At 68.7% G+C, this 21,081-nt stretch carries 20 protein-coding genes; 13 read left to right on the forward strand and 7 right to left on the reverse strand.

Annotated elements, in window-relative coordinates:
• Positions 1 to 5: 5 nt before the first annotated feature.
• Positions 6 to 908, reverse strand: a complete 903-nt coding sequence (locus tag ACIBK8_RS24205) for an MBL fold metallo-hydrolase (RefSeq protein ID WP_399043923.1) — start codon at positions 906 to 908, stop codon at positions 6 to 8.
• A 131-nt stretch (positions 909 to 1,039) separates the two neighbouring features.
• Between ACIBK8_RS24205 and ACIBK8_RS24210 the strand changes: the two genes are divergently transcribed.
• Complete coding sequence (locus ACIBK8_RS24210) at positions 1,040 to 1,396, forward strand: MerR family transcriptional regulator (protein WP_399043924.1); 357 nt, start codon at positions 1,040 to 1,042, stop codon at positions 1,394 to 1,396.
• A 478-nt stretch (positions 1,397 to 1,874) separates the two neighbouring features.
• Here the strand turns inward: ACIBK8_RS24210 and ACIBK8_RS24215 are convergent, their stop codons facing one another.
• Both ACIBK8_RS24215 and ACIBK8_RS24220 read right to left on the reverse strand, forming a co-directional pair.
• Complete coding sequence (locus tag ACIBK8_RS24215) at positions 1,875 to 2,705, reverse strand: HpcH/HpaI aldolase/citrate lyase family protein (RefSeq protein ID WP_399043925.1); 831 nt, start codon at positions 2,703 to 2,705, stop codon at positions 1,875 to 1,877.
• Positions 2,702 to 3,352, reverse strand: a complete 651-nt coding sequence (locus tag ACIBK8_RS24220) for a MaoC family dehydratase (protein WP_399043926.1) — start codon at positions 3,350 to 3,352, stop codon at positions 2,702 to 2,704. The genes ACIBK8_RS24215 and ACIBK8_RS24220 overlap by 4 nt, the downstream gene beginning before the upstream one ends.
• Positions 3,353 to 3,482: 130 nt before the next feature.
• Here ACIBK8_RS24220 and ACIBK8_RS24225 point away from each other — a divergent pair, with 130 nt between their 5' ends.
• From ACIBK8_RS24225 to ACIBK8_RS24255, 7 genes are all read left to right on the forward strand, one after another.
• On the forward strand, positions 3,483 to 4,376 hold the full coding sequence (locus tag ACIBK8_RS24225) for a LysR family transcriptional regulator (protein ID WP_399043927.1): 894 nt from the start codon (positions 3,483 to 3,485) through the stop codon (positions 4,374 to 4,376).
• Between the two features lie 182 nt (positions 4,377 to 4,558).
• Positions 4,559 to 6,163, forward strand: a complete 1,605-nt coding sequence (locus tag ACIBK8_RS24230) for a GMC family oxidoreductase (RefSeq protein WP_399043928.1) — start codon at positions 4,559 to 4,561, stop codon at positions 6,161 to 6,163.
• 68 nt (positions 6,164 to 6,231) lie between these two features.
• Positions 6,232 to 6,555, forward strand: a complete 324-nt coding sequence (locus ACIBK8_RS24235; RefSeq protein ID WP_399043929.1) for an ArsR/SmtB family transcription factor — start codon at positions 6,232 to 6,234, stop codon at positions 6,553 to 6,555.
• Positions 6,521 to 6,907, forward strand: coding sequence for a VOC family protein (locus ACIBK8_RS24240; protein ID WP_399043930.1), 387 nt, complete (start codon positions 6,521 to 6,523; stop codon positions 6,905 to 6,907). Before ACIBK8_RS24235 ends, ACIBK8_RS24240 begins: the two co-directional genes overlap by 35 nt.
• 914 nt (positions 6,908 to 7,821) lie before the next feature.
• Positions 7,822 to 9,234 (forward strand): family 2B encapsulin nanocompartment shell protein, encoded by a 1,413-nt coding sequence (locus ACIBK8_RS24245; RefSeq protein WP_399043931.1) that lies wholly within the window; start codon positions 7,822 to 7,824, stop codon positions 9,232 to 9,234.
• 99 nt (positions 9,235 to 9,333) lie between these two features.
• Positions 9,334 to 10,638 carry a family 2 encapsulin nanocompartment cargo protein terpene cyclase gene (locus tag ACIBK8_RS24250; RefSeq protein WP_399043932.1) on the forward strand — a complete coding sequence of 435 codons (1,305 nt, stop codon included), beginning with the start codon at positions 9,334 to 9,336 and terminating at the stop codon, positions 10,636 to 10,638.
• Positions 10,639 to 10,653: 15 nt separating this feature from the next.
• Positions 10,654 to 11,532 carry a geranyl diphosphate 2-C-methyltransferase gene (locus tag ACIBK8_RS24255; protein ID WP_399043933.1) on the forward strand — a complete coding sequence of 293 codons (879 nt, stop codon included), beginning with the start codon at positions 10,654 to 10,656 and terminating at the stop codon, positions 11,530 to 11,532.
• A 77-nt stretch (positions 11,533 to 11,609) separates the two neighbouring features.
• Here ACIBK8_RS24255 and ACIBK8_RS24260 read toward each other — a convergent pair whose 3' ends face one another.
• Both ACIBK8_RS24260 and ACIBK8_RS24265 read right to left on the reverse strand, forming a co-directional pair.
• Positions 11,610 to 13,253, reverse strand: a complete 1,644-nt coding sequence (locus ACIBK8_RS24260) for a multicopper oxidase family protein (RefSeq protein WP_399043934.1) — start codon at positions 13,251 to 13,253, stop codon at positions 11,610 to 11,612.
• 123 nt (positions 13,254 to 13,376) lie between these two features.
• A complete protein-coding gene (locus ACIBK8_RS24265; protein WP_399043935.1) occupies positions 13,377 to 13,808 on the reverse strand; it encodes a DUF6153 family protein in 432 nt (143 codons plus the stop codon).
• A gap of 143 nt (positions 13,809 to 13,951) precedes the next feature.
• Between ACIBK8_RS24265 and ACIBK8_RS24270 the strand changes: the two genes are divergently transcribed.
• Complete coding sequence (locus tag ACIBK8_RS24270) at positions 13,952 to 14,080, forward strand: hypothetical protein (RefSeq protein ID WP_399043936.1); 129 nt, start codon at positions 13,952 to 13,954, stop codon at positions 14,078 to 14,080.
• A 13-nt stretch (positions 14,081 to 14,093) separates the two neighbouring features.
• Here ACIBK8_RS24270 and ACIBK8_RS24275 read toward each other — a convergent pair whose 3' ends face one another.
• Entirely contained in the window at positions 14,094 to 14,750 is a 657-nt protein-coding gene (locus ACIBK8_RS24275) for a maleylpyruvate isomerase N-terminal domain-containing protein (RefSeq protein WP_399043937.1), read from the reverse strand.
• 83 nt (positions 14,751 to 14,833) lie between these two features.
• Positions 14,834 to 15,547 (reverse strand): DUF389 domain-containing protein, encoded by a 714-nt coding sequence (locus ACIBK8_RS24280; RefSeq protein WP_399043938.1) that lies wholly within the window; start codon positions 15,545 to 15,547, stop codon positions 14,834 to 14,836.
• A 3-nt stretch (positions 15,548 to 15,550) separates the two neighbouring features.
• Here ACIBK8_RS24280 and ACIBK8_RS24285 point away from each other — a divergent pair, with 3 nt between their 5' ends.
• The 4 genes from ACIBK8_RS24285 to ACIBK8_RS24300 all read left to right on the forward strand — a co-directional run bounded on the left by ACIBK8_RS24285 (position 15,551) and on the right by ACIBK8_RS24300 (position 21,047).
• Positions 15,551 to 15,754 (forward strand): hypothetical protein, encoded by a 204-nt coding sequence (locus ACIBK8_RS24285; protein ID WP_399043939.1) that lies wholly within the window; start codon positions 15,551 to 15,553, stop codon positions 15,752 to 15,754.
• Between the two features lie 281 nt (positions 15,755 to 16,035).
• On the forward strand, positions 16,036 to 17,574 hold the full coding sequence (locus ACIBK8_RS24290; protein ID WP_399043940.1) for a cytochrome ubiquinol oxidase subunit I: 1,539 nt from the start codon (positions 16,036 to 16,038) through the stop codon (positions 17,572 to 17,574).
• Between the two features lie 12 nt (positions 17,575 to 17,586).
• Positions 17,587 to 18,588 carry a cytochrome d ubiquinol oxidase subunit II gene (gene cydB / locus ACIBK8_RS24295; RefSeq protein WP_399043941.1) on the forward strand — a complete coding sequence of 334 codons (1,002 nt, stop codon included), beginning with the start codon at positions 17,587 to 17,589 and terminating at the stop codon, positions 18,586 to 18,588.
• A 176-nt stretch (positions 18,589 to 18,764) separates the two neighbouring features.
• Positions 18,765 to 21,047 carry an FdhF/YdeP family oxidoreductase gene (locus tag ACIBK8_RS24300; protein WP_399043942.1) on the forward strand — a complete coding sequence of 761 codons (2,283 nt, stop codon included), beginning with the start codon at positions 18,765 to 18,767 and terminating at the stop codon, positions 21,045 to 21,047.
• Positions 21,048 to 21,081 lie beyond the last annotated feature (34 nt).

Genomic DNA, 21,081 nt, shown 5'->3' on the forward strand with positions numbered 1-21,081 from the left:
GGTGGTCAGGACGGCTGGCCCGCTTGGCGTTCCTGCGCGACGGTCCGCGGCTCGTTCTGCCGGTAGCGGTCGAGTTCGACCGGATCATGGGCGGAGAAGATTTCGATCTGATCGCCATGCTCTTTCGCCAATTCGCGCAGCCGGGCCTGGTTGCGGTGGCGGGCTGGGCCGTCGACTTGGACCAGCGTCTGGAAAAGGGCCAATCCTGGCGTGGAGTGTGGAGCCAGTGGATCGATCTCGCGATGGGAGAAGTAGGCGTCCCCGGCATGCAGCAGCCAGTGAGGGCTGGTTGCACTGTCCGTCTCCGCTTGGCGGCGCACTGCCACACCGGTGTGTCCGCGGGTGTGACCAGGTAGCGGTATCAGCGCGATGTCGGCGGGAATCCCCTGGAGTTGCCGTACGGCCTCGAAGCCGAACCAGTGGTCTCCGCCGTCGGAGTTGTAGGTGACCCAGTCGGGCCGATGAGCCCATTGGCCGGTTCGGTATCGGGAACGTTCGGCCCGTGTGGCGGCCTTCATCGCGACTCGGTGCTCGGTCGCGTGGAGGTGGACCTTTGCCTTGGGGAAGTCGGGCAGCCCGCCGGCGTGGTCGAGGTCGAGGTGGGTCAAGACGATGTGCCTGACGTCGTCGGCCGCGTATCCCAGCTCGGTCACCTGGCGCACCGCTGTCTCGGCGGGGTCCAGACGCGGCCGGGTGAGGAACAGGAATGCGCGGCCCAGGGATTGCCCGGGGTTGGCGATGTCGTGCAGGCCGACCCCGGTGTCCACCAGCACCAGCCCTTGGTCGGTCTCGATCAGCAGGCAGTGGCAGACCATCCGGGCGGTCCGGAACGGCGGCCGGTTGCCGTTGATGAGCCGGCCGCCGACCGGCTGCATCGTGCCGCAGTTCAGGTGATGGATTCGCGTCATGTTCCCTCTCCAGGAATGCAGTTCGCCGGGCGACGACCGGGCGCACCACGGTGGTGCCGTGCCGGACAGCGGCGCTTCACGCTAAACGGTGGAGTACGCTCCAAGGTCAAGCCACGATCCGACGGAGGGGCATGCGCATCGGAGAGCTGGCCGCACAAGCGGGCATGACCAAGGACACCATTCGGTTCTACGAGAAACTCGGCCTCGTCACAGGCCGACGGTTGTCCAACGGATATCGCGACTTTCCGCCCGAGACAGTGATCTGGCTGCACTACATCCGCACCGCGCAGTCGCTCGGATTCTCACTGGCGGAGATCGCACGGCACGGCGAGGAACTTCGCGACGCGCCGAATGCCGCGGAAGCACTGTCTGTATTGCTCAAGGAGAAGATCCAGGTCATCGACGCGCGCATGGCCGAACTCGCCGCCCTGCGAACCGACCTTGAGGTGCGCGTCGGCGCCGGATGCCCGTTGCAGCCGGCTGATTGAGAAAGCCTCACCGGCCAGACGCCCGCCCGGCCGTTCGCCGGGAACGCCGCCTCTACGCCGTGGCGGAAATACTCCCGGGCGCGATCCAGGTCGCGGCCGGTGCGCAGTTGGGGTTCCAATTCACCCGTGCCGGGCAGCAAAAAGCCCCGCCCCTCACACCGAGGGACGGGGCTCGTCGAGCGCTGGGCAGGCCTTGCACCTGCATCTCCCCACAGGAAGTGGGGCGCCTTTCCTTGGACCACCAACGCCGGGCGCAGTAACCGGAATCCCGGCCCGCGCTCAAGATCAACTATACGGCATGCCGTGGTCGGTCACGTCCACGGGGAAGGGGTACTCGCCCAGGTGATCTTCGCGGGCGCGGACAGCGCGTTCGGAGCGGGGAAGTTCACCGGCATACGCCTCCAACGTGCCCGCCCTGGGGGGGATCTGGGGGGGGGATCGGCCGCGGCTGTAGGGGTGTTGGTGGCTGCCGGTGGTTTCACTCCCGGCTCCCGAGCAGCCGCCGGGCGAGTTCGACGCGCGGCCGGTCGATCATCTGGCCGTCCACCCGGATCGCGGATTCGCCCGCCTCCCGGACGGCGGCCAGCACACGCTCGGCCCAGGCGCGTTCCCGCGGTGTGGGACCGAACGCGGCGTTGATGCCGTCGATCTGTGCCGGGTGGGCGGCGAGCTTGCCGCCGAAGCCGAGCCCGCGCGCGGCCTGCGCGTCGGCGGCGAGCACCTCGGGGGCGTCCAGCCGCGTGGTCACTCCGTCCAGGGGCGCCGCGATGCCGGCCACCCGGGAGGCCAGCACCAGCCGGGAGCGGGCGTAGCGCAGGGCCTCCGGCTCGTCCCGCGCGCCGAGGTCCAGGGCGAAGTCCACCGAGCCGAACGCCAGTCGGTGCACGCCCGGCACCCTGGCAAGGGCGGTGGCCTGGTGCGCCCCGAGTGCGGTCTCGGCCAGGGCGACCACCGGGACGCCGTGCGGCAACGCAGCGATCAGCGCGTGCAGTTGGTCGACCTGCTCGCTCTTGGGCAGCACCACCCCGCGCAGTCCTGGCGCCCCGCCGATCGCCGCGACATCCTCGGCGTACTGCTCGGTGTCCGCGCCGTTGATCCGTACGAAGGCGGAACCCCGCTCTCCGTCCGGCTGTCCCGACGTGAGCCAGCGGGCCACCTCGCGGCGCGCGGCGTCCTTGTGCGCCGGGGCCACCGCGTCCTCAAGGTCGCAGATCACCACGTCGGCTCCGCTGCCGGCCGCCTTGCCGAACCGCTCGGGCCGGTCACCGGGCACGAACAGCCAGGAGCGCTCCCGCGATTCGGCGCTCACGACAGGGCCTTGCGCGAGCGCTCGTCCCACACCGGACGGACCTCGGCGAAGCCGGGGCCGTACCCGCGCCGGTAGACGAGCAGGGTGCGCTCGAAGACGATCACGACCTCGCCGCGCTGGTTGAACCCCACGGTCCGCACCGTCACGACGCCCACCTCCGGCCGGGACTTCGAAGCACGCGCCAGGAGCACCTCGGACTGCGAGTAGAGGGTGTCGCCCTCGAAGACCGGGTGCGGCAGCCGCACCTTGTCCCAGCCGAGGTTCGCCATCACGTGCTGGGAGATGTCGGTGACGCTCTGGCCCGTCACCAGCGCGAGAGTGAAGGTGGAATCGACGAGCGGCTTCCCGAATTCGGTCTGCGCCGCGTAATGCGCGTCGAAATGCAGGGGTGCGGTGTTCTGGGTGAGCAGTGTCAGCCAGGTGTTATCGGTCGTGGTGACCGTACGGCCGAGCGGATGCCGATAGACGTCGCCGACGGTGAAATCCTCGAAATAGCGGCCCTGCCAGGAGAGTGTCGGCTCGGACCGTTCCGGCCTCGCGCCTTCGCCGACTCCACACCCCTGTGCGCGTTCCCGCATACGCTCCTGCGGACGTTCCTGGGCACGCTTCTGCTCACGCGCCTGCTCGCGTTCCTGCTGGTCGGACACGGTGGTCAGCCTCCTCGGTCGGCCCCGGGACGATCCCCAAGGGCCTGTGCCATAAAGGCTCTTACGCACCGGCCCGTTTGAAAAATGACTGCCACGTACCGAGTTCATTCCCCTGACGCATAATCAACCGATGAACGTCGCTGAACTGCGCTGGTTTCTCGTCCTGGCCGATACGGAACACGTCACCGATGCCGCCGCGATGCTGCACATCGCCCAGCCCACGCTCTCCCGCGCGCTGCACCGTCTGGAAAAGGAACTGGGCACACCGCTCTTCGACCGCGACCACCACCGGCTCCGCCTCAACCCGCGCGGCGAGGTCTTCCGGCATCACGTGCGGCGTGCCCTCCAGGAGATCGCCACCGCGGAGGACCGGATCGCGGCCCTGCTCGATCCCCATCAGGGCACCATCTCCCTGGCCTTCCCACACTCCTTCGGCCGCTGGCTGATCCCCGAACTCATCAGCGCATACCGCGAGCAGGCGCCGACGGCGCAGTTCCTGCTGCACTCCGACGCGGCCGACGCAGTGGTGCAGAGCCTGCGCGACGGCCAGTCGGACCTGATCATCACCAGCCCCGAGCCGGCCGATCCGGACCTCTCCTGGCACCCGCTCCGCGAAGAACGCCTGTGGTTGGCGGTCCCGGCCGCCCACCCACTGGCCGCCCGCAAGGAACTCGCGGTCTCCGATGCGGCATCGGAGCAATTCATCGCCCTCAGAACGGAATTCGGCCTCCGCCAGACCACCGACCTGCTCTTCTCCCGGGCCGGCATCACCCCCACGATCGCCCTGGAGGCCACCGAAATCGCCACCATTCGCGGCCTGGTCGCCTCCGGCCTGGGGGTCGCCGTACTCCCCCGCGACCCCGACACCACCGAACCCGCCGGCCTCGCCCTGATACCCCTGACCGACCCCGCCGCCCACCGCACCATCGGCATCGCCTGGCACCGCACCCGCCGCACCACCCCCGCCGCACGCAATTTCCGAATCTTCACCAAGGAACGGGCGGAACCGGGGCGTAGCGGATAGCAACGCCTCCTTTCCAGGGCGCCTGGCGTGCCCGATCCTGGTGCAGGTCGACACCGACGACCATGTCGCGCTGCCCGATGCGGCGCGCTCCCCTCCATCCACGATCTGCGCACTCTTCGCCCGTACCACGCACTCCTCAGCCCAAGAAGACGTGAAGACGTAATGAGCATGAAGGAGACGGAATGAGCAGTTACGACTACGTCATCGTCGGCGCCGGATCGGCGGGCTCCGTGCTGGCGGCACGGCTGTCCGAAGACCCCGATGCCCGGGTGGCGGTCATCGAGGCGGGCGGCCCCGACACCGCCCAGGAAATCCACATCCCCGCCGCCTTCCCCCAACTGTTCAAGACCGGCCTCGACTGGGACTTCGACTCCGACCCTGAACCCGGGATCGGCGGACGGCGGACCTATCTGCCCCGAGGCAAGATGTTCGGCGGCACCAGCTCCATGAACGCCATGATCTACATCCGCGGCAACCGCGCCGACTACGACAGCTGGTCCGCGGCAGGCGCCACCGGCTGGTCCTACACCGACGTACTGCCGTACTTCCGGCGCGCCGAGGACAACCAGCGCGGCCAGGACGCCTTCCACGGCGTGGGCGGGCCGCTGACGGTCAGCGACGGAAGGTCCCGGCACCCCCTCGCCACCGCCTTCCTGCACGCCGCCGAGCAGGCCGGACACGAGGCGAACGACGACTTCAACGGCGAGACGCAGTTCGGCATCGGCCGCTACCAGCTCACCCAGCGCGGCGGCATGCGCTGCAGCACCGCCGTCGCCTACCTGCACCCCGCCCTCGAACGCCCCAACCTCACCGTCCTCCCCTCGGCCCACGCCCACCGCATCGTGATCGAGAACGGCCGGGCGACGGGTGTGGAGGTGGAACGGGCCGGCACCGTCGAGGTCGTCCGCGCCGAACGCGAGGTGATCCTGTCCGCGGGCGCCTACGAGTCCCCGAAGCTGCTGATGCTCTCCGGGATCGGCCCCGCCGCCGCCCTGTCCGCCTTCGGCATCGACGTCATCCGCGACCTGCCCGTCGGCCAGGGCCTGCAGGACCACTACATGACCCTGCTGAACTTCCGCACCGACGCCGAGTCGCTGGCCGGCGCCGCGAGCCCGGAGAACGCCGCGCTGCTGCAGAGCGAAGGGCGCGGCCCGCTGACCTCCAACATCGGTGAGACCGGCGGCTTCTTCGGCAGCCGGGACGGCCTGGACGCCCCGGACCTGCAATTCCACGCCGCCCCCGTCCTCTTCCACCAGGAAGGACTCGGCCCGGCCACCGAACACGGCTTCGCCTTCGGCCCCTGCGTACTCGCCCCCACCAGCCGCGGCACCGTCACACTGCGCTCCCCCCGCCCCGACACCGCACCCCGGATCGTCCACAACTACCTGACGACACCCGAAGACCGGAACTGCATCATCGCCGGCATCCGGATCGCCCTCGGCATCGCGGCGCAACGGGCGGTGGCCGACCTCATCACCGGGCCCTACGACGTGCCGGCCTCGGACTCCGACGCGGACCTCCTCGCCTGGGCACAGCGATCCGGGCATACGCTCTACCACCCGACATCGACCTGCGCCATCGGCGCCGTGATCGACCCCGAACTGCGCGTATTCGACGTCGCGGGCCTGCGGGTCGTCGACGCCTCGGTATTCCCGACCGTGCCCCGCGGAAACACCAACGCCCCCACCATCATGGCCGCGGAGAAAGCGGCCGACCTCATCAAGGGCGGCAAAAAGGGCGACAAGGAAACGGCGGCCGGGAAAGCGCGCGATGACGGCGCCCTCTGAGCCGTGCCACCTGCCCGAAGGCGCGGCGAACTTGATAGGCAAGTCACCACTTGCCTATGGTGTGGGTTGTGACGGAGGATGTTTTCAAGGCTCTGGCCGATCCCACCCGTCGGCGCATCCTTGATGAGCTGGTGGAGCGGGACGGCCAAACCCTGTTCGAGATATGCGCACGGCTGGTGACCAAGCACGGTCTCGGGCTGTCCCGCCAGGCGATCAGCCAGCATCTTGCCGTAATGGAATCCGCGGGTCTGATCCATTCGCGACGCCAGGGCCGCTACAAGTTCCACGATCTGAACACCGAACCCCTTGAGCGCATCGTGAGCCGGTGGCTCAGGCCCGATGCACGGGAGAGCACCCATGAAGATTCACCTGACCAGCGTCTTCGTCGATGACCAGGAAAAGGCCCTGCGCTTTTACAGGGACGTGCTGGGCTTCGTGACGAAGCACGACGTCCCACTGGGCGAGGACCGGTGGCTGACGGTGGTCTCACCGGAGGAGCCCGACGGGACCGAACTGCTGCTGGAGCCGTCCGGCCATCCCGCGGTGAAGCCGTACACGACGGCGCTCGTCCAGGACGGCATCCCGGTCGCCTCCTTCGCCGTGGACGACGTACCCGCGGAGTTCAACCGGCTGCGCGAGCTGGGGGTGCGCTTCACCCAGGAGCCGCTGGAGATGGGCCCGGTCACCACCGCGGTACTGGACGACACCTGCGGCAACCTGATCCAGATCATGCACAGCAAGTAGGGATCCGGCTCGGGCGGAAGTACGCGAGCGCATGAGCTGATCCCTCTACGGTCCCGGTTCCGGTTCCGGTCCCGGTTCCGGTCCCGGTTCCGGTCCCGGTTCCGGTCCCGGTTCCGCGCGGATGCCACGCCGCGCGGAACCGCCCGCGTTTCGACCTCCGCGACCAGCCCTGCGCCGTTCAAGCGCCGCAGGTGTGGCACCGCCGTCACCCTGCCGCCGCACTCCCCCAAAACCCTTTGTCTTCCCTACATTTCCCCGGCATCCGCATTCCCCCGGGGCTTCGGCCACGACCGAGCTGACGCCTCAAAGCGAGCCGCCATCACGGCAGTTGTGGACGTCAACACCGGGGTGACGCGCGTTTACGCGCAGTGTGGTGCCGTGGGCGTCGCGCCCCGGGGCTCGGGACATGATCCGGCCGGTTCACGACTCCCGCCCGCCGGGATCCGACTCGGCGGGGAACTTGGCCGGATTCGCCTCCGCCCGGGTGCCGAGGGCACCTTCGGGCCGTCGCGGACGGCGGCGAACGACTGCCGCCCGGGGCCCCTTTCGCCGCCGACGGCAGCCCTCCCCTGCGACTGCACGTACACGGGACTCCTGGTCGTTGATCTTTGGCTGACGAGGCGTCACCTCGCGTGCGCAGGAAGCCGAAGGGAGCACGGGGGCGGCAGCCGTGCCACGCACCTGACGCGCTCTCGATCAAGTAGGCCGAATACTTTCGGTTATCCGTATAAACCTCATGCCGACCAAGATCACTGCATCGAGGTAACACCGCCGGTCTCCTTTGCGTGAGCTGGGCGTCACGGCCCTTTACTGGTCCCCGGGAACCGGACGGATTTCCTGAGATCCGGCCTCCTTCCTATTCACCGGTTGGCCCGCGTACCCCGATCCCCCCTTCGCGAAGGAGATTTCGCCAGATGACCGTTGAGACCGGCCCGGAAGCGCAGCCGGCGGCGCCCCGGCAGACCAGCCTGAGCACCGCGGCTGCCCGCAACCTCGCCAGCACGACCAAGTCCGCCCCGCAGATGCAGGAGATCACCTCTCGCTGGCTGCTGCGGATGCTCCCCTGGGTGGAGACCAAGGGCGGCGCCTACCGGGTGAACCGCCGGCTGACCTACACCGTCGGCGATGGGCAGATCGAGTTCGTCCAGGACGGCGCCAACGTCCGGGTGATCCCCCGCGAACTCGGCGAACTGGCCCTGCTGCGCGGCTTCGAAGACATCGAGGTGCTGACCGCGATCGCCAACCGGTGCGTCCAGCGCGACTTCCGCGTCGGCGAGGTGCTGGCCGAGCGCGGCGCCCAGGCCGAGCAGATCCACCTGATCGCGCACGGCCGGGTCAGCCAGACCGCCGCCGGCAAGTACGGCACCGAGGTCTCCGACGACGTGCTCGCCGACGGCGACCGCTTCGGCGAGGACGCTCTTCTGGACGCCGACGCCACGTGGGACCGCACCATCACCGCCGAGACCGCCGGCACCCTGCTCACCCTGTCCCGCGCCGACTTCGCCTCCGTACTGTCCACGGCGCCGAGCCTCCAGGCCCACATCGAGCAGTTCCGCTCGCTTCCCCAACAGCGGCAGAACAAGCACGGCGAGGCCGAGATCGCGATGTCGGCCGGACACACCGGCGAACCTGAACTGCCCGGCGCCTTCGTCGACTACGAACTCCGCCCGCGTGAGTACGAACTCTCCGTCGCGCAGACGGTGCTGCGGATCCACACGAGGGTCGCCGACCTCTACAACGGGCCGATGAACCAGACCGAGGAGCAGCTCAGGCTCACCATCGAGGCGCTGCGCGAGCGCCAGGAGCACGAGCTGATCAACAACCGGGAGTTCGGCCTCCTCCACAACGCCGCCTTCAAGCAGCGGATTCAGAGCCACTCCGGCCTGCCGACCCCGGACGACCTCGACGACCTGCTCTCCCGTCGCCGCGGCACGAAGCTCTTCCTCGCCCACCCCAGGGCGATTGCGGCGATCGGGCGCGAGTTCAACGCCCGCGGGCTCTACCCGGACCACGTCGACCTCGGCGGACAGCAGGTCCCGGCCTGGCGCGGGGTTCCGATCCTGCCGTGCAGCAAGATCCCGATCAGCAAGGGCAACACCAGCTCGATCCTCGCCATGCGTACCGGCGAGGAGAACCAGGGCGTCGTCGGTCTGCGCCAGACCGGCCTGCCGGAGGAGTACGAGCCGGGCCTGTCGGTGCGCTTCATGGGCATCAACGAGCAGGCGATCATCTCGTACCTGGTCTCCACCTATTACTCCGCCGCCATCCTGGTGCCCGATGCGCTCGGCGTGCTGGAGAACGTGCAGATCGGCCGCCGCAACGGCTAGCGGATCCGCTCGACGGCCACGACGGCCCGGACCTTCCCGGGCCGGGCGAGCACGCCCGGGATCCGGGGCAGCCCACCTCATCTCACCAAGGAGCTACGGATGCCCGATCCTGGGCCTTCCCCTCTACAGTCGAGCCCGCCCGCCACGGCGTCCCGCTCCGGGGCGCACGGCCACGTCACCGGTCCCGAAACCGGCGTCCGGCCCGCGCTGCCCGGCCCGCCCTCCCTCCGTGCCATCAGGGCCACTCCCGTGGACGGCCCCGGTGGTGACCTGATCGCGCAGCAGGCGCGGGAGGCCGCGGCCACGGTGCCGCGACCGGGCTCCGCCCTGGAACGGATCCTGCGCGGCCCCAGTGGTCTGGGCACGGCGAGCCTGCACCCGGGCCGCCGCGATGAGGCCCCTGCGGCGCCCGAGACGCCGGCGGACGGCACCCCGGTCCCTGGCCTCTACCACCATCCCGTGCCGCAGCCCGACCCGGCGCGGGTGGCAGAGATCAGCCGCAGGATCAAAACCTGGGCGGTGCACGAGGTCCAGGCGTACCCGCCGGAGTGGGAGGACCAGTTCGACGGTTTCTCCGTCGGCCGCTACATGGTCGCCTGCCATCCGGACGCTCCGACCGTCGACCACCTGATGGTCGCCACGCGGCTGATGGTCGCCGAGAACGCGGTCGACGACTGCTACTGCGAGGACCACGGCGGCTCGCCCATCGGTCTCGGCAGCCGCCTCCTGCTGGCGCACACGGCACTCGACCCGTTGCACACGACGGATGAGTACGCGCCGGCGTGGGTGGAGTCGCTCCAGTCGGACGCTCCTCGGCGCGCCTACCGGTCCGCCATGGAGTACTTCCTCCAGCAGTCCACCGCTTCGCAGGCCGACCGGTTCCGGCACGACATGGCCCGTCTGCACCTGGGGTACCTCGCCGAGGCCGCCTGGGCCCAGACGGATCAGGTTCCGGAGGTGTGGGAGTACCTGGCGATGCGCCAGTTCAACAACTTCCGCCCCTGCCCCACCATCACCGACACCGTCGGCGGCTACGAGCTGCCGGCCAACCTGCACGCCAGGGCCGACATGCAGCGGGTCATCGCGCTCGCCGGCAATGCCACCACCATCGTCAACGACCTGTACTCATACACCAAGGAACTCAACAGCCCCGGCCGGCATCTGAACCTGCCCGTCGTGATCGCCGAACGTGAGGGCGTCTCCGACCGGGATGCCTATCTGAAGGCGGTCGAGGTCCACAACGACCTCATGCACGACTTCGAAGCCGAGGCCGCCGCCTTGGCCGCCGCCTGCCCCGTCCCGAGCGTGCTGCGCTTCCTGCGGGGAGTGGCCGTGTGGGTCGACGGCAACCACTACTGGCATCAGACCAATACCTACCGATACAGCCTGCCCGATTTCTGGTAAGGAGTGGACTTCTCTGTGACTAGCACCGAACTCACCACCGGCACCTCCCTGTTCATCCCCACCCCGGCGTCGCCCTACCAGGGGGACATCGCCCGTTACTGGGACCAGGAGGCCAGGCCCGTGAACCTGCGTCTCGGCGACGTCGACGGGCTTTACCACCACCACTACGGCATCGGCGCCGTCGATCACGGTGCCCTCGGGGACGCCGAGGACAGCGCATACGAGAAGAAGCTGATCGCCGAGCTCCACCGCCTGGAGTCGGCGCAGGCCGAAGTACTCCTGGACCACCTCGGATCCGTCGAGCGTGACGACACGCTGATGGACGCCGGCTGTGGCCGGGGCGGTTCGATGGTCATGGCCCATCAGCGGTTCGGCTGCAACGTCGAGGGCGTCACCCTCTCCGCGAAGCAGGCCGACTTCGCCAACCGGCGTGCCAAGGAACTCGGCATCGATGACCACGTCCAGGCTCGCGTGTGCAACATGCTCGACACGCCCTTCGGGACCGGGCAGGCCGCGGCCTCGTGGAACAACGAGTCGAGCATGTATGTCGACCTGCACGACCTCTTCGCCGAGCACTCCCGCGTCCTCGCGGTCGGCGGGCGCTATGTGACCATCACCGGCTGCTGGAACCCGCGTTACGGCCAGCCGTCGAAGTGGGTCTCCCAGATCAACGCGCACTTCGAGTGCAACATCCACTCCCGCCGGGAGTACCTGCGCGCCATGGCCGACAACCGTCTCGTACCGCAGGCCGTCGTCGACCTGACTCCCGCGACCCTGCCGTACTGGAAGCTGCGGGCCACGTCGTCGCTGGTCACCGGCATTGAAGAGGCGTTCATCAACTCCTACGAGGACGGCTCCTTCCAGTACCTCCTGATCGCCGCCGACCGCGTCTGAGCATCCGCCGACCGGAAGGTCCGGGCCCGTCACCCGACGGACCCGGACCTTCCGCCGTCACGGCGGCCACGGCTCGGTCAGGCGCGGTACGCCACGTTCGCCATCATCCCGGCCTCGCCGTGGTACGCGTTGTGGCAGTGGAGCATCCACTGGCCGGGGTTGTCGGCGTCGAAGAACACCGAGATCTTCTGCTGCGGCAGCACGATCGTGGTGTCCTTGCGCGGTCCTGATGCGCCGAGTTGGTAGGTGTGGCCGTGCAGGTGCACCGGATGCCACATGTCGGTCTCGTTGACGAAGTCCAGCCGTACCCGCTGGCCCTCCGTGATGCGGAGGGGGTTTGCCTGGGGATGGGTCATGTCGAACGGCTTGCCGCTGATGGCCCAGTCGTACTTCGCCATGCCGCCGGTCAGCTGGATCCGGTGGGTGACGTCGGTCCCGGCCTGCTTCAGGCGCACGCTGTCGGCGGCGCGCAGCTGCGAGGCCGTGACGATCTTCCCGTCGAGTTCCTTCGGACGGACGGTGGCGGACGGCTTGCGTCCGGAGCCCGTCCGCACCAGGGCCAGGCCGCTCGCGCCCTTGCCCTCCGCGGCTGCCACCAGCGGGAAGACCCCGTCGTCGAGGGTGACCAGGACGTCGTAGCGTTCGCCCATACCGATCAGCAGGGCGTCCACCTGCTGGTGCCGGACCGGGAAGCCGTCGGTGTGGGTGACGGTCAGCCGGTGGCCGCCGAGAGCCACGCGGTAGGCGGTGTCCGAACCGGCGTTGATGATCCGCAGCCGGACCTTCTTGCCCGGCTTGCCCGTGTAGACGTCCGGGTCGGCGGCCACCCGGCCGTTGACGAGGTGGTGCGGATACTTCACGTCGCCCGCGTCGCCGCCCAGCAGCTTGCTGGTGGCGCCCATGAGCATGAACTTCATGGACATGCCGTCGCCCGACGACGCGGGGGAAGCGGAGGCGGAACTCCCCCCGCCCATCCCGCCCATTCCACCCGTGTCTCCGTGGGACATGCCGTCGTGCGACATGCCTCCGGAGCCCGAGTCCCCGCCGCCGTGCATGTCGCCCATGTCGCCCATGCCGTGCTTGAGTTCGGCGAAGGCTTCGTCGGGGGTGCCGCTCACGCCGTCGAGCCAGTCGTCGAGCACAACGACCCACTCGTCGTCGTAGCCGAGGGGTTCCTTGGGGTCCTCGACGATCAACGGGGCGTACAGACCGCGGTCGAGCTGGACGCCCACGTGCGGATGGAAGAAGTACGTACCGGGCGCCTCGGCGATGAAGCGGTACGTGAAGGTGGAACCGGCCCGTACGGCGGTCTGTGTGGTGGGCGGCACCCCGTCCATGTCGTTGCGCAGCGCGAGGCCGTGCCAGTGGACGGAGGTCGGCGTCTTCCCCGGAAGCTGGTTGGCGAGGGTGGCGACCAGGGTGTCGCCGGCGGATACCCGGACCTCCTTGCCCGGCGTACGGCCGTCGAAGGCCCAGGTCTTGGGCATGATGCCGGCGCCCAGGTCGACGGTGGCGGGCGCGGCGGTCAGCGTGAGCTTGTGCTCCCGCCCGGTGCCTGCGCGCTTCTTCTCGGTGTCGGCGACCGCCGAGCCGGCGGGGCTGACCAGTGCCTGGCCGCTCCCCGATCCCGATCCTGCGTTGCTGCCGCAGGCGGCGAGCGCGCCTGCCCCGGCGGTGCCGAGCCCGGCGAGCACGAGGGAGCGACGGGTGATGCTGTTCATGATGTGACGTCCTCTGACGTGAAAACTGCGGAGGTGGCCATGGCGCGGACGGCACGTGGCGTGCCGTGCGGGACGGCCTAGGACGCTTCTGATGGAACGCCGCGGAGATCCATCAGAAGCGTCCTAGATCCGCAGTACGGAGAGGACGGACAAATCCGGCGGGGCGCGGCTCGCCACGCCTCCTGGCACCCGTCCCGCCGCGGCGCTGCGCAGGTCGGCGAACGGGTCGAGCACACCCTGGTCGGGCACGGCGAGCTGCACGCTGTCGATTCCTGCCGCGTTGCAGTGCGCCGTTCCCGGAGCGGCGCATCCCGCTGCGCCTGCGCTGCGTTCCGAGGAGTTCGCCACGGTCGGCTCCGCCGCACTCGGCGCCTTCTCGTCCGCGGTCTCGTCCATGACGGCATGCGCGGCATGGCCGGATGCCGACGCAGGCGGGGCGGCGAGCATCGGCATTTCGTGGTGGATCAGCACCGCCACCGCGACGCACACGGCCAGGAGCGCGGCGAAGGCGAAGCGCGCGGCCGAACCGCGGCCACCAGCTCTCCGCTTCGTCATCGACTCCCCTTGTGGCTGTGTCACCGAGATCGCCACCTTACCCCCCGGGGGCATACGCGACGCCGGCCGGGCAAGCTCCCCGTGACCTGACGGGAACCGGGCGCCTTGCGGCCTGGGCTCACCCGGGCAACGAGATCGAGTTCGTGTTCCGCAAGATCCGCATGTTCCGCATGTTCCGCATGTTCCGCATGTTCCGGATGGTCCGCATCCTGACCGGCACCTCCGAGATCCGGCGCAACGGCGTCGCCCACGGCCTCGCCTTCATGTCCTGACCCCGTAGGCCCGTCAGCCGACGACGAACGGCAGCTTCCCGGCCAGTTCGCCGAGTTCGGCCCGTTCCGCTTCGGTCGGCGGGCGGCGGCCGGTGCCGACCCGGAGCGCGTCCTTGTCGGTGAACGACGCGGGGAACGCGGCGCCGGCGATCTCCTCCAGCATCGCGCGGGCGCGGGCCAGGCCGTCCGCCGGCGGTTCCACCGCGCCCGGCAGGTGCGCGATCAGGTCGAGGTGGTGCAGCGTCCATTCCAGGACGTAAGCGGTGAGGAAGTCGCCCACGGTGAGGACCATGTCCTGGGTGCTCACCCGGGCGTCGGGGTCGGCGAGTTCGGCGGCGCGTCCGGCGGCGGCGCCGACGTCGTCGAAGTGGAACGTGAGCAGGCGCGGGTCCTCGTAGGCGGCGGCCAGCCGGACGATCAGCGCGTCGAGCGGGTCATCGCCGGTCGGCGGTTGGTCCGCGACGGTCCAGTAGGTCACCGCGTCGACGGTGGGTTCCGTTGCGGCGGGGGTGACGAGGGTGATCAGGACGTCCTGCGCGTCGATGATCAGGTGGCACACGAGGTCGCGCACGAGCCAGCCGGCGCAGCCGGACGGCCGCGCGAAGTCCTCGTCCGGGAGTGCGGCGACCGCCGTGCGCAGCGCTGTCCAAGAGCGTGAGAAGAGATCCACAGCGGCAAGGTAGTGCGGTCCCGGAACGGTGGACAAGCCATGGGGCCGGACGGTCGGGTGCCCGCGTGACCTCGGGCGGGCGGCTACCCGTGTGACGCGTCGGTGGGGGCGGCGCCGGTGCCGGGGATGAGGTGCCGTCGTCGCATGAGCAGGGTGAGGGCGCCGGCGAGGGTGACGCCTGCGAGGTTGATGAGGAGTTGGAGGGCGGCTTCGCCGCAGCGGAGCCAGTCGCCCGCGACCGCGGCGAGTACGGCGAACCCGGCGGCGGGCACGGTGGTGACGGAGATGAAGACCCCGATCAGCGCGCCCTGCTTCTCCGAGGTGAGCGCGACCATGCCCGCGGCACCGGCGAGCAGCGCGACGATGACGGAGAACGGTCCCACCTGGTAGATGAACGACACCTGCCGGAGGTGGGACAGTTCGCCGGGTTCGAACAGGCCACCGGTCCTGGCGAGGAGCGTCAACGCCGCGGTGACCAGCATCGCCAGCGGGAATCCGACACCGAGGGCCAGCCCGGCACGGGCCGCGAGGTCGCGTCGCCCGCCGACGATGGCGACCGCGAGCGCTGCCAGCGGTCCGAAGTCGGGGCTCACCACCATGGCCCCCACGAGGGTGATCGCGGAGTCGGTGATCACGCCCACCGCGGCGAGGAGGCAGGCGATGGTCAGGAACGTGAGGAAAACGGGGCTCAGTTGGCTCTCTTCGCCGGTGGTGGAAATCAGTTCGTCCCAGATGATGGCATCGGAACTGTCACCGGGTGCGGCGCGTTCGGCGGCCTCGGCGGTATCGGACAGCATCGTGTGGATCGGCTGGAGACTGACCTCACCGCGACGCTGTACGCCGCGCTGCGCCAACCGGAACAGAATGTCCTCGGCGACCTCACGCGCGACCACGGCTTCAATGACGTCACCGAAGGGATGCCGGCCGATTCCCTTCGCGACCGTGAGGTGAGCGACCCCCGGTTCGGTATTCAGGAGATCCGTCACGGCGGCACTGTGGCGTGATTCGCACACCACTCTCAGGCGCATCATGAGGGCGAGTATCGCGCTGGGGCGGGCATTTCCGCGAACACGAACACGTGGCAGATGTCCGGGGGCCGGTGTTCACGTCATCGCGGAGTCGGTAATGGTCCGCCGCCCCGCGTAAAGCCGTCAGGGGGCCGATCCGGCGATTGCAAGGAACGTTCACCCGCGCCCTCAGACAGGCTTCACCCGATTCGCGGGTGCCATGCACTAGAGATACCTATGCCCCGGAACGCGGCGAAACCGAGTGAGAGCAGGGTGCAGTGGAGTTGGCAATCGGTCACGAGACCATCGCGCGGTGGCAGTTCGGCATCACCACCGTCTACCACTTCTTCTTCGTCCCGCTCACCATCAGCCTGGCATCCATCGTGGCGGGGCTGGAAACCGCCTGGGTAAGGACCGGCAAGGACACGTACTTCCACGCCACGAAATTCTGGGGAAAGCTCTTTCTGATCAACCTCGCGATGGGGGTCGTCACCGGCATTCTTCAGGAGTTCCAGTTCGGCATGAACTGGTCCGCCTACTCCCGCTTCATCGGTGACGTCTTCGGCGGCCCGCTGGCGATGGAGGCGCTGATCGCCTTCTTCTGCGAGTCCACGTTCATCGGGCTGTGGATCTTCGGCTGGCACCGGCTGCCGAAGAAGCTGCACTGTGCGTGCATCTGGCTGGTCGCCATCGGCACCCTGCTCTCCGCGTACTTCATTCTGGCGGCCAACTCCTTTATGCAGCACCCGGTCGGATACAAGATCGCCCCCGTCACAGGAAAGGCCCAACTCACCGACATCGGCCGGGTTCTCTTCCAGACCACCACTCTGGTCCAGGTCTTCCACACGCTGACGGCGGCCTTCCTCACCGGCGCGGCCCTGGTGATCGGCATCGCCTCGTACCACCTGTGGCGAGCCAAACGCGGCACGGAAACCAACCGCCGGACCATCACCGTCATGAGCACCTCGCTGCGGCTCGGCCTGGTCATCGCCGTGGTGGCGGGTCTGGGCACGGCGATCAGCGGCGACCGCCTCGGCAAGGTCATGTTCGAGCAGCAGCCGATGAAGATGGCAGCCGCCGAGGCGCTCTGGGACACACAGGCTCCCGCCCCCTTCTCGGTCTTCTCGGTCGGCGACGTCTCCAAAGGACGGAACGCCGTCGAGCTGGAGATCCCCGGCGCACTGTCCTTTCTCGCCAAGGACGACTTCTCCTCCCCGGTCCCGGGAATCAATGACAGGGCGCGTGAGGAGGCGGCCGAATTCGGTGGCAGGCCGCACGACTACCTCCCGAGCATCTTCATGACGTACTGGGGATTCCGCCTCATGATCGGCTTCGGGATGACCAGTTTCGTGGCGGCCCTGATCGGTCTGTGGACCACCCGCAGGAAATTCTGGCTCGCTCCCCGGTACCGCACCGGCGAGGACGAACCACCACGGCTGATGCTCACCAGGAACCGTGAGATGAACGTCTTCTTCACCAAGTGGAGCTGGCGGATCGGCATCCTCACCATGTGCTTCCCGCTGGTCGCGAACAGCTTCGGCTGGATCTTCACCGAAATGGGCCGTCAGCCCTGGGTCGTCTTCCGGCTGATGCGCACCGCCGACGCCGTCTCCCCCCATATCGGTGTGGGCACACAGATCGGCGCACTGGCCACGTTCACCGGCCTTTACGCGGTACTCGCGGTGATCGAGGTACGGCTCATGGCCAAGTACGCCGCGGCAGGCCCCGACACCGACGAACGTCCCCCGGCCAAGGACCCGACCCTGCGCGGCCCTTCCGGCGGAGACTCCGACAAGCCCCTCGCCTTCGCGTACTGAGGACGGATCGCCATGCATCTCCACGATCTCTGGTTCATTCTGATCGCCGTGCTGTGGACGGGCTATTTCTTCCTTGAGGGATTCGATTTCGGCATCGGAATCCTCACCCGGCTCATGGCCCGTGACACCACCGAACGACGGGTTCTGATCAACACCATCGGCCCGGTGTGGGACGGGAACGAGGTCTGGCTCATCACGGCCGCGGGTGCGACCTTCGCGGCCTTTCCCGACTGGTACGCCACGCTGTTCAGCAGCTTCTACCTGCCGCTGCTGATCATCCTGATCTGTCTGATCGTCCGGGGTGTGGCCTTCGAATACCGGGCCAAGCGGACGGGCGAACGCTGGCAGCGCAACTGGGAACTGGCCATCTTCTGGACGTCGCTGCTGCCCGCGTTCCTCTGGGGTGTGATCTTCGCCGACATGGTCCGCGGCATCGCCATCGACCAACACCAGTCGTACGTGGGCGGCTTCGGGGACCTGTTCGGCCTGTACGCGGTGCTCGGCGGGCTGCTGACGCTGGTGCTCTTCACCTTCCACGGCGCGGTCTTCGCGTCGCTGAAGACGGTCGGTGGCATCCGTGCCCGCGCGCGGACGCGGGCGCGGGCGCTGGGCGGGGTGACCGCCGTACTGGCACTGGTCTTCCTGATCTGGACGCAGGCGCACTCGGGCGACGGCTGGAGCCTGGGCGCACTGATCGTCGCGGTGGCGGCGACGGCCGGAGCGCTGATCGCCAACGAGGTCGGGCGGGACGGCTGGGCCTTCGTCCTGTCGGGGCTGACCGTCGTGGCGTCGTTCGCGATGCTGTTCCTGTCGCTGTTTCCTGACGTGATGCCTTCGACGCTCAACGCCGACTGGTCGCTGACGGTCGCCAACGCCTCGTCGGCGAGCTACACCTTGACGGTGATGACCGTCGTGACGGCGGTGTTCCTGCCGGTCGTGCTGCTCTACCAGTGCTGGACGTACTGGGTATTCCGCAAGCGGATCGGTGTCCAGCACATCCCGGCGGCCCACTGATCCCGTACGGGAAAGGTTCACTCGGTTCACCCATATGCCCCGCACGGGCATTCCGAGGGCCGAGTGGCACGGATTTATCCCCACATTTAGCCTGAGCGGACATGTCGTCCGCCGGCCCACGTCCGCGTGGCGGAAGGGTGAGAGTCTTGAGCGCGTCCCCCGAGGAACAGGACCGAATGGAGCCCCATGTGGGCCCCACCCCCACAGACGCCCCGGAATTCCGTCCCTATCACCACCCCGCCGCGGGATGGGGCGCCGCGAAGAGCGTGACCCGGTTCCTGCTGCGTGAGGGCGCGCTGGTGGACGGGCCGCGGGCGATCATGCGGATGAATCACGAGAACACCGGATTCGACTGTCCGGGATGTGCATGGCCGGACGACACCAAGGGTCTGCACCTCGACATCTGCGAAAACGGCATCAAACACGTCACGTGGGAGATGACGCGTAAGCGCGTCGGGCGGGAATTCTTCGCCGCGCACTCGGTGACCGAACTCGCCGGCTGGAGCGATTACGACCTGGAAAACCAGGGCCGGCTGACCGAGCCGATGGCGTACGACCCCGCATCCGACCACTACGTTCCGATCAGCTGGAAGGACGCGTTCGAGGTGGTCGGCCGTGCTCTGCGCGGACTGGACAACCCGCATCAGGCGTCGTTCTACACGTCGGGACGGCTCGGCAACGAGGCCACTTTTCTCTACCAGTTGATGGCCCGTGAGCTGGGCACGAACAATCTGCCCGACTGCTCCAACATGTGCCACGAAGCCAGCGGACGCGCCCTCCAGGCGTCCCTGGGCACCGGCAAGGGGACCGTCGACCTCAAGGACTGGGAGAGCGCGGACGCGCTGTTCATCCTGGGGGTCAACGCCGCGTCCAACGCGCCGCGGATGCTCACCGCCCTTGCCGAGGCGTACCACCGCGGCGCTCAGATCGTGCACATCAACCCGCTGGTCGAGGCAGCCGCCACCCGCACCATCGTCCCGCACGACTTCACGGACATGGCGCTCTTCAAGACGACCAGGACCAGCACCCTGAACCTCCAGCCGCGCATCGGCGGCGACATGGCGCTGCTGCGCGGCATGGCCAAGGCGATCCTGGAGCAGTCCGCCACCGACCCCAAGGCGCTGGACCGGGAGTTCATCGAGCGGCACACGGCCGGGTTCGACGCGTACCGGGCCCTGTGCGAGGCCACATCGTGGGATGAGATCGAGAAGCAGTCCGCGGTCAGCCGCGACGACATCCTCAAGGCGGCGCGCGTGTACGGCGAGGCCGACCGCAGCATCGTCAGCTGGTGCCTGGGCCTGACCCAGCACGAGCACGGCGTGGACACCGTCCGGGAAATCGTCAACGTGCTGCTGCTGCGCGGCAATCTGGGACGTGAGGGTGCCGGACCTTCCCCGGTGCGCGGGCACAGCAACGTCCAGGGGAACCGCACCTGCGGTATCGATCACCGTCCCGGCGACGAGTTCCTCGACCGGCTGGCCGCTGCCTGCACGATCGAGCCGCCGCGTGAGCACGGTCTGGACACCGTCGGCACCATCCAGGCGATGAACCGCGGCGATGTGAAGGTGTTCGTCGGCATGGGCGGCAACTTCGCCCTCGCGGCGCCCGACACGCCCTACACCTACCGGGCCCTGCGCAACTGCGACCTGACCGTCCAGGTGAGCACCAAGCTCAACCGCAGCCACCTCGTCCACGGCCGGCAGGCCCTCATCCTGCCGTGCCTGGGCCGTACCGAGAAGGACCACCAGCGCAAGGGGGTGCAGAGCACGTCCGTCGAGGACTCGATGAGCATGGTCCACCTGTCCATCGGCATGAAGCGCCCCGCCTCACCGCACCTGCTGTCGGAGCCCGCCATCGTCGCCGGCATGGCCCGCGCGGCGCTGCCCGCCAGCTCCACTCCCTGGGAGTGGTACATCGAGGACTACGACCGCATCCGGGACACCATGTCCCAAGTCCTCGACGGATTCGAGGACTTCAACCGCCGGGTGCGCCTGCCGCTCGGCTTCCGCATCAAGCAGCCCGCCCGCGAGCTGGTCTTCCTCACCCCGTCCGGACGCGCCGAGTTCTCCGCCGCGCCGCTGCCCGACGTGGTCCCCGCGCCCGGCACCCTGGCGCTGGGCACCATGCGCTCCCACGACCAGTGGAACACCACCATCTACTCCGACAACGACCGCTATCGCGGCGTCAAGAACCTGCGCACCCTCGTCTTCATGAACAAGGACGACATGCGCGAACGCGGTATCGGCGAGTTCGACCCCGTCGACATCACCAGCACCGCCAAGGACGGCAGCCACCGCCACCTCGACGGCTACCTCGCCATCCCCTACAACATCCCCCGCGGCTGCGCGGCCGGTTACATGCCCGAGATGAACGTCCTGTGCGCGCTCGGCGACTACAGCACCCAGAGCGACCAGCCGATCATGAAGCACGTCAAGGTCACCGTCGTCCCGGCTGCCTGACCGCGTACCGGGGGGGGCGGCGTCCGCTCGTTCG

It is taken from the genome of Streptomyces sp. NPDC050161, from assembly GCF_044460025.1.
Taxonomy (GTDB): Bacteria; Actinomycetota; Actinomycetes; order Streptomycetales; family Streptomycetaceae; genus Streptomyces.

Excerpts from the sequence above, each read along its gene's own strand:
- ACIBK8_RS24210 (WP_399043924.1), top strand. The coding sequence starts at position 1,040 with ATGCGCATCGGAGAGCTGGCCGCACAAGCGGGCATGACCAAGGACACC.
- ACIBK8_RS24260 (WP_399043934.1), bottom strand. The coding sequence starts at position 13,253 with ATGAACAGCATCACCCGTCGCTCCCTCGTGCTCGCCGGGCTCGGCACC.
- ACIBK8_RS24225 (WP_399043927.1), top strand. The coding sequence starts at position 3,483 with ATGAACGTCGCTGAACTGCGCTGGTTTCTCGTCCTGGCCGATACGGAA.
- ACIBK8_RS24265 (WP_399043935.1), bottom strand. The coding sequence starts at position 13,808 with ATGACGAAGCGGAGAGCTGGTGGCCGCGGTTCGGCCGCGCGCTTCGCC.
- ACIBK8_RS24205 (WP_399043923.1), bottom strand. The coding sequence starts at position 908 with ATGACGCGAATCCATCACCTGAACTGCGGCACGATGCAGCCGGTCGGC.
- ACIBK8_RS24245 (WP_399043931.1), top strand. The coding sequence starts at position 7,822 with ATGACCGTTGAGACCGGCCCGGAAGCGCAGCCGGCGGCGCCCCGGCAG.
- ACIBK8_RS24280 (WP_399043938.1), bottom strand. The coding sequence starts at position 15,547 with ATGCTGTCCGATACCGCCGAGGCCGCCGAACGCGCCGCACCCGGTGAC.
- ACIBK8_RS24250 (WP_399043932.1), top strand. The coding sequence starts at position 9,334 with ATGCCCGATCCTGGGCCTTCCCCTCTACAGTCGAGCCCGCCCGCCACG.
- ACIBK8_RS24300 (WP_399043942.1), top strand. The coding sequence starts at position 18,765 with ATGGAGCCCCATGTGGGCCCCACCCCCACAGACGCCCCGGAATTCCGT.
- cydB (WP_399043941.1), top strand. The coding sequence starts at position 17,587 with ATGCATCTCCACGATCTCTGGTTCATTCTGATCGCCGTGCTGTGGACG.
- ACIBK8_RS24230 (WP_399043928.1), top strand. The coding sequence starts at position 4,559 with ATGAGCAGTTACGACTACGTCATCGTCGGCGCCGGATCGGCGGGCTCC.
- ACIBK8_RS24240 (WP_399043930.1), top strand. The coding sequence starts at position 6,521 with ATGAAGATTCACCTGACCAGCGTCTTCGTCGATGACCAGGAAAAGGCC.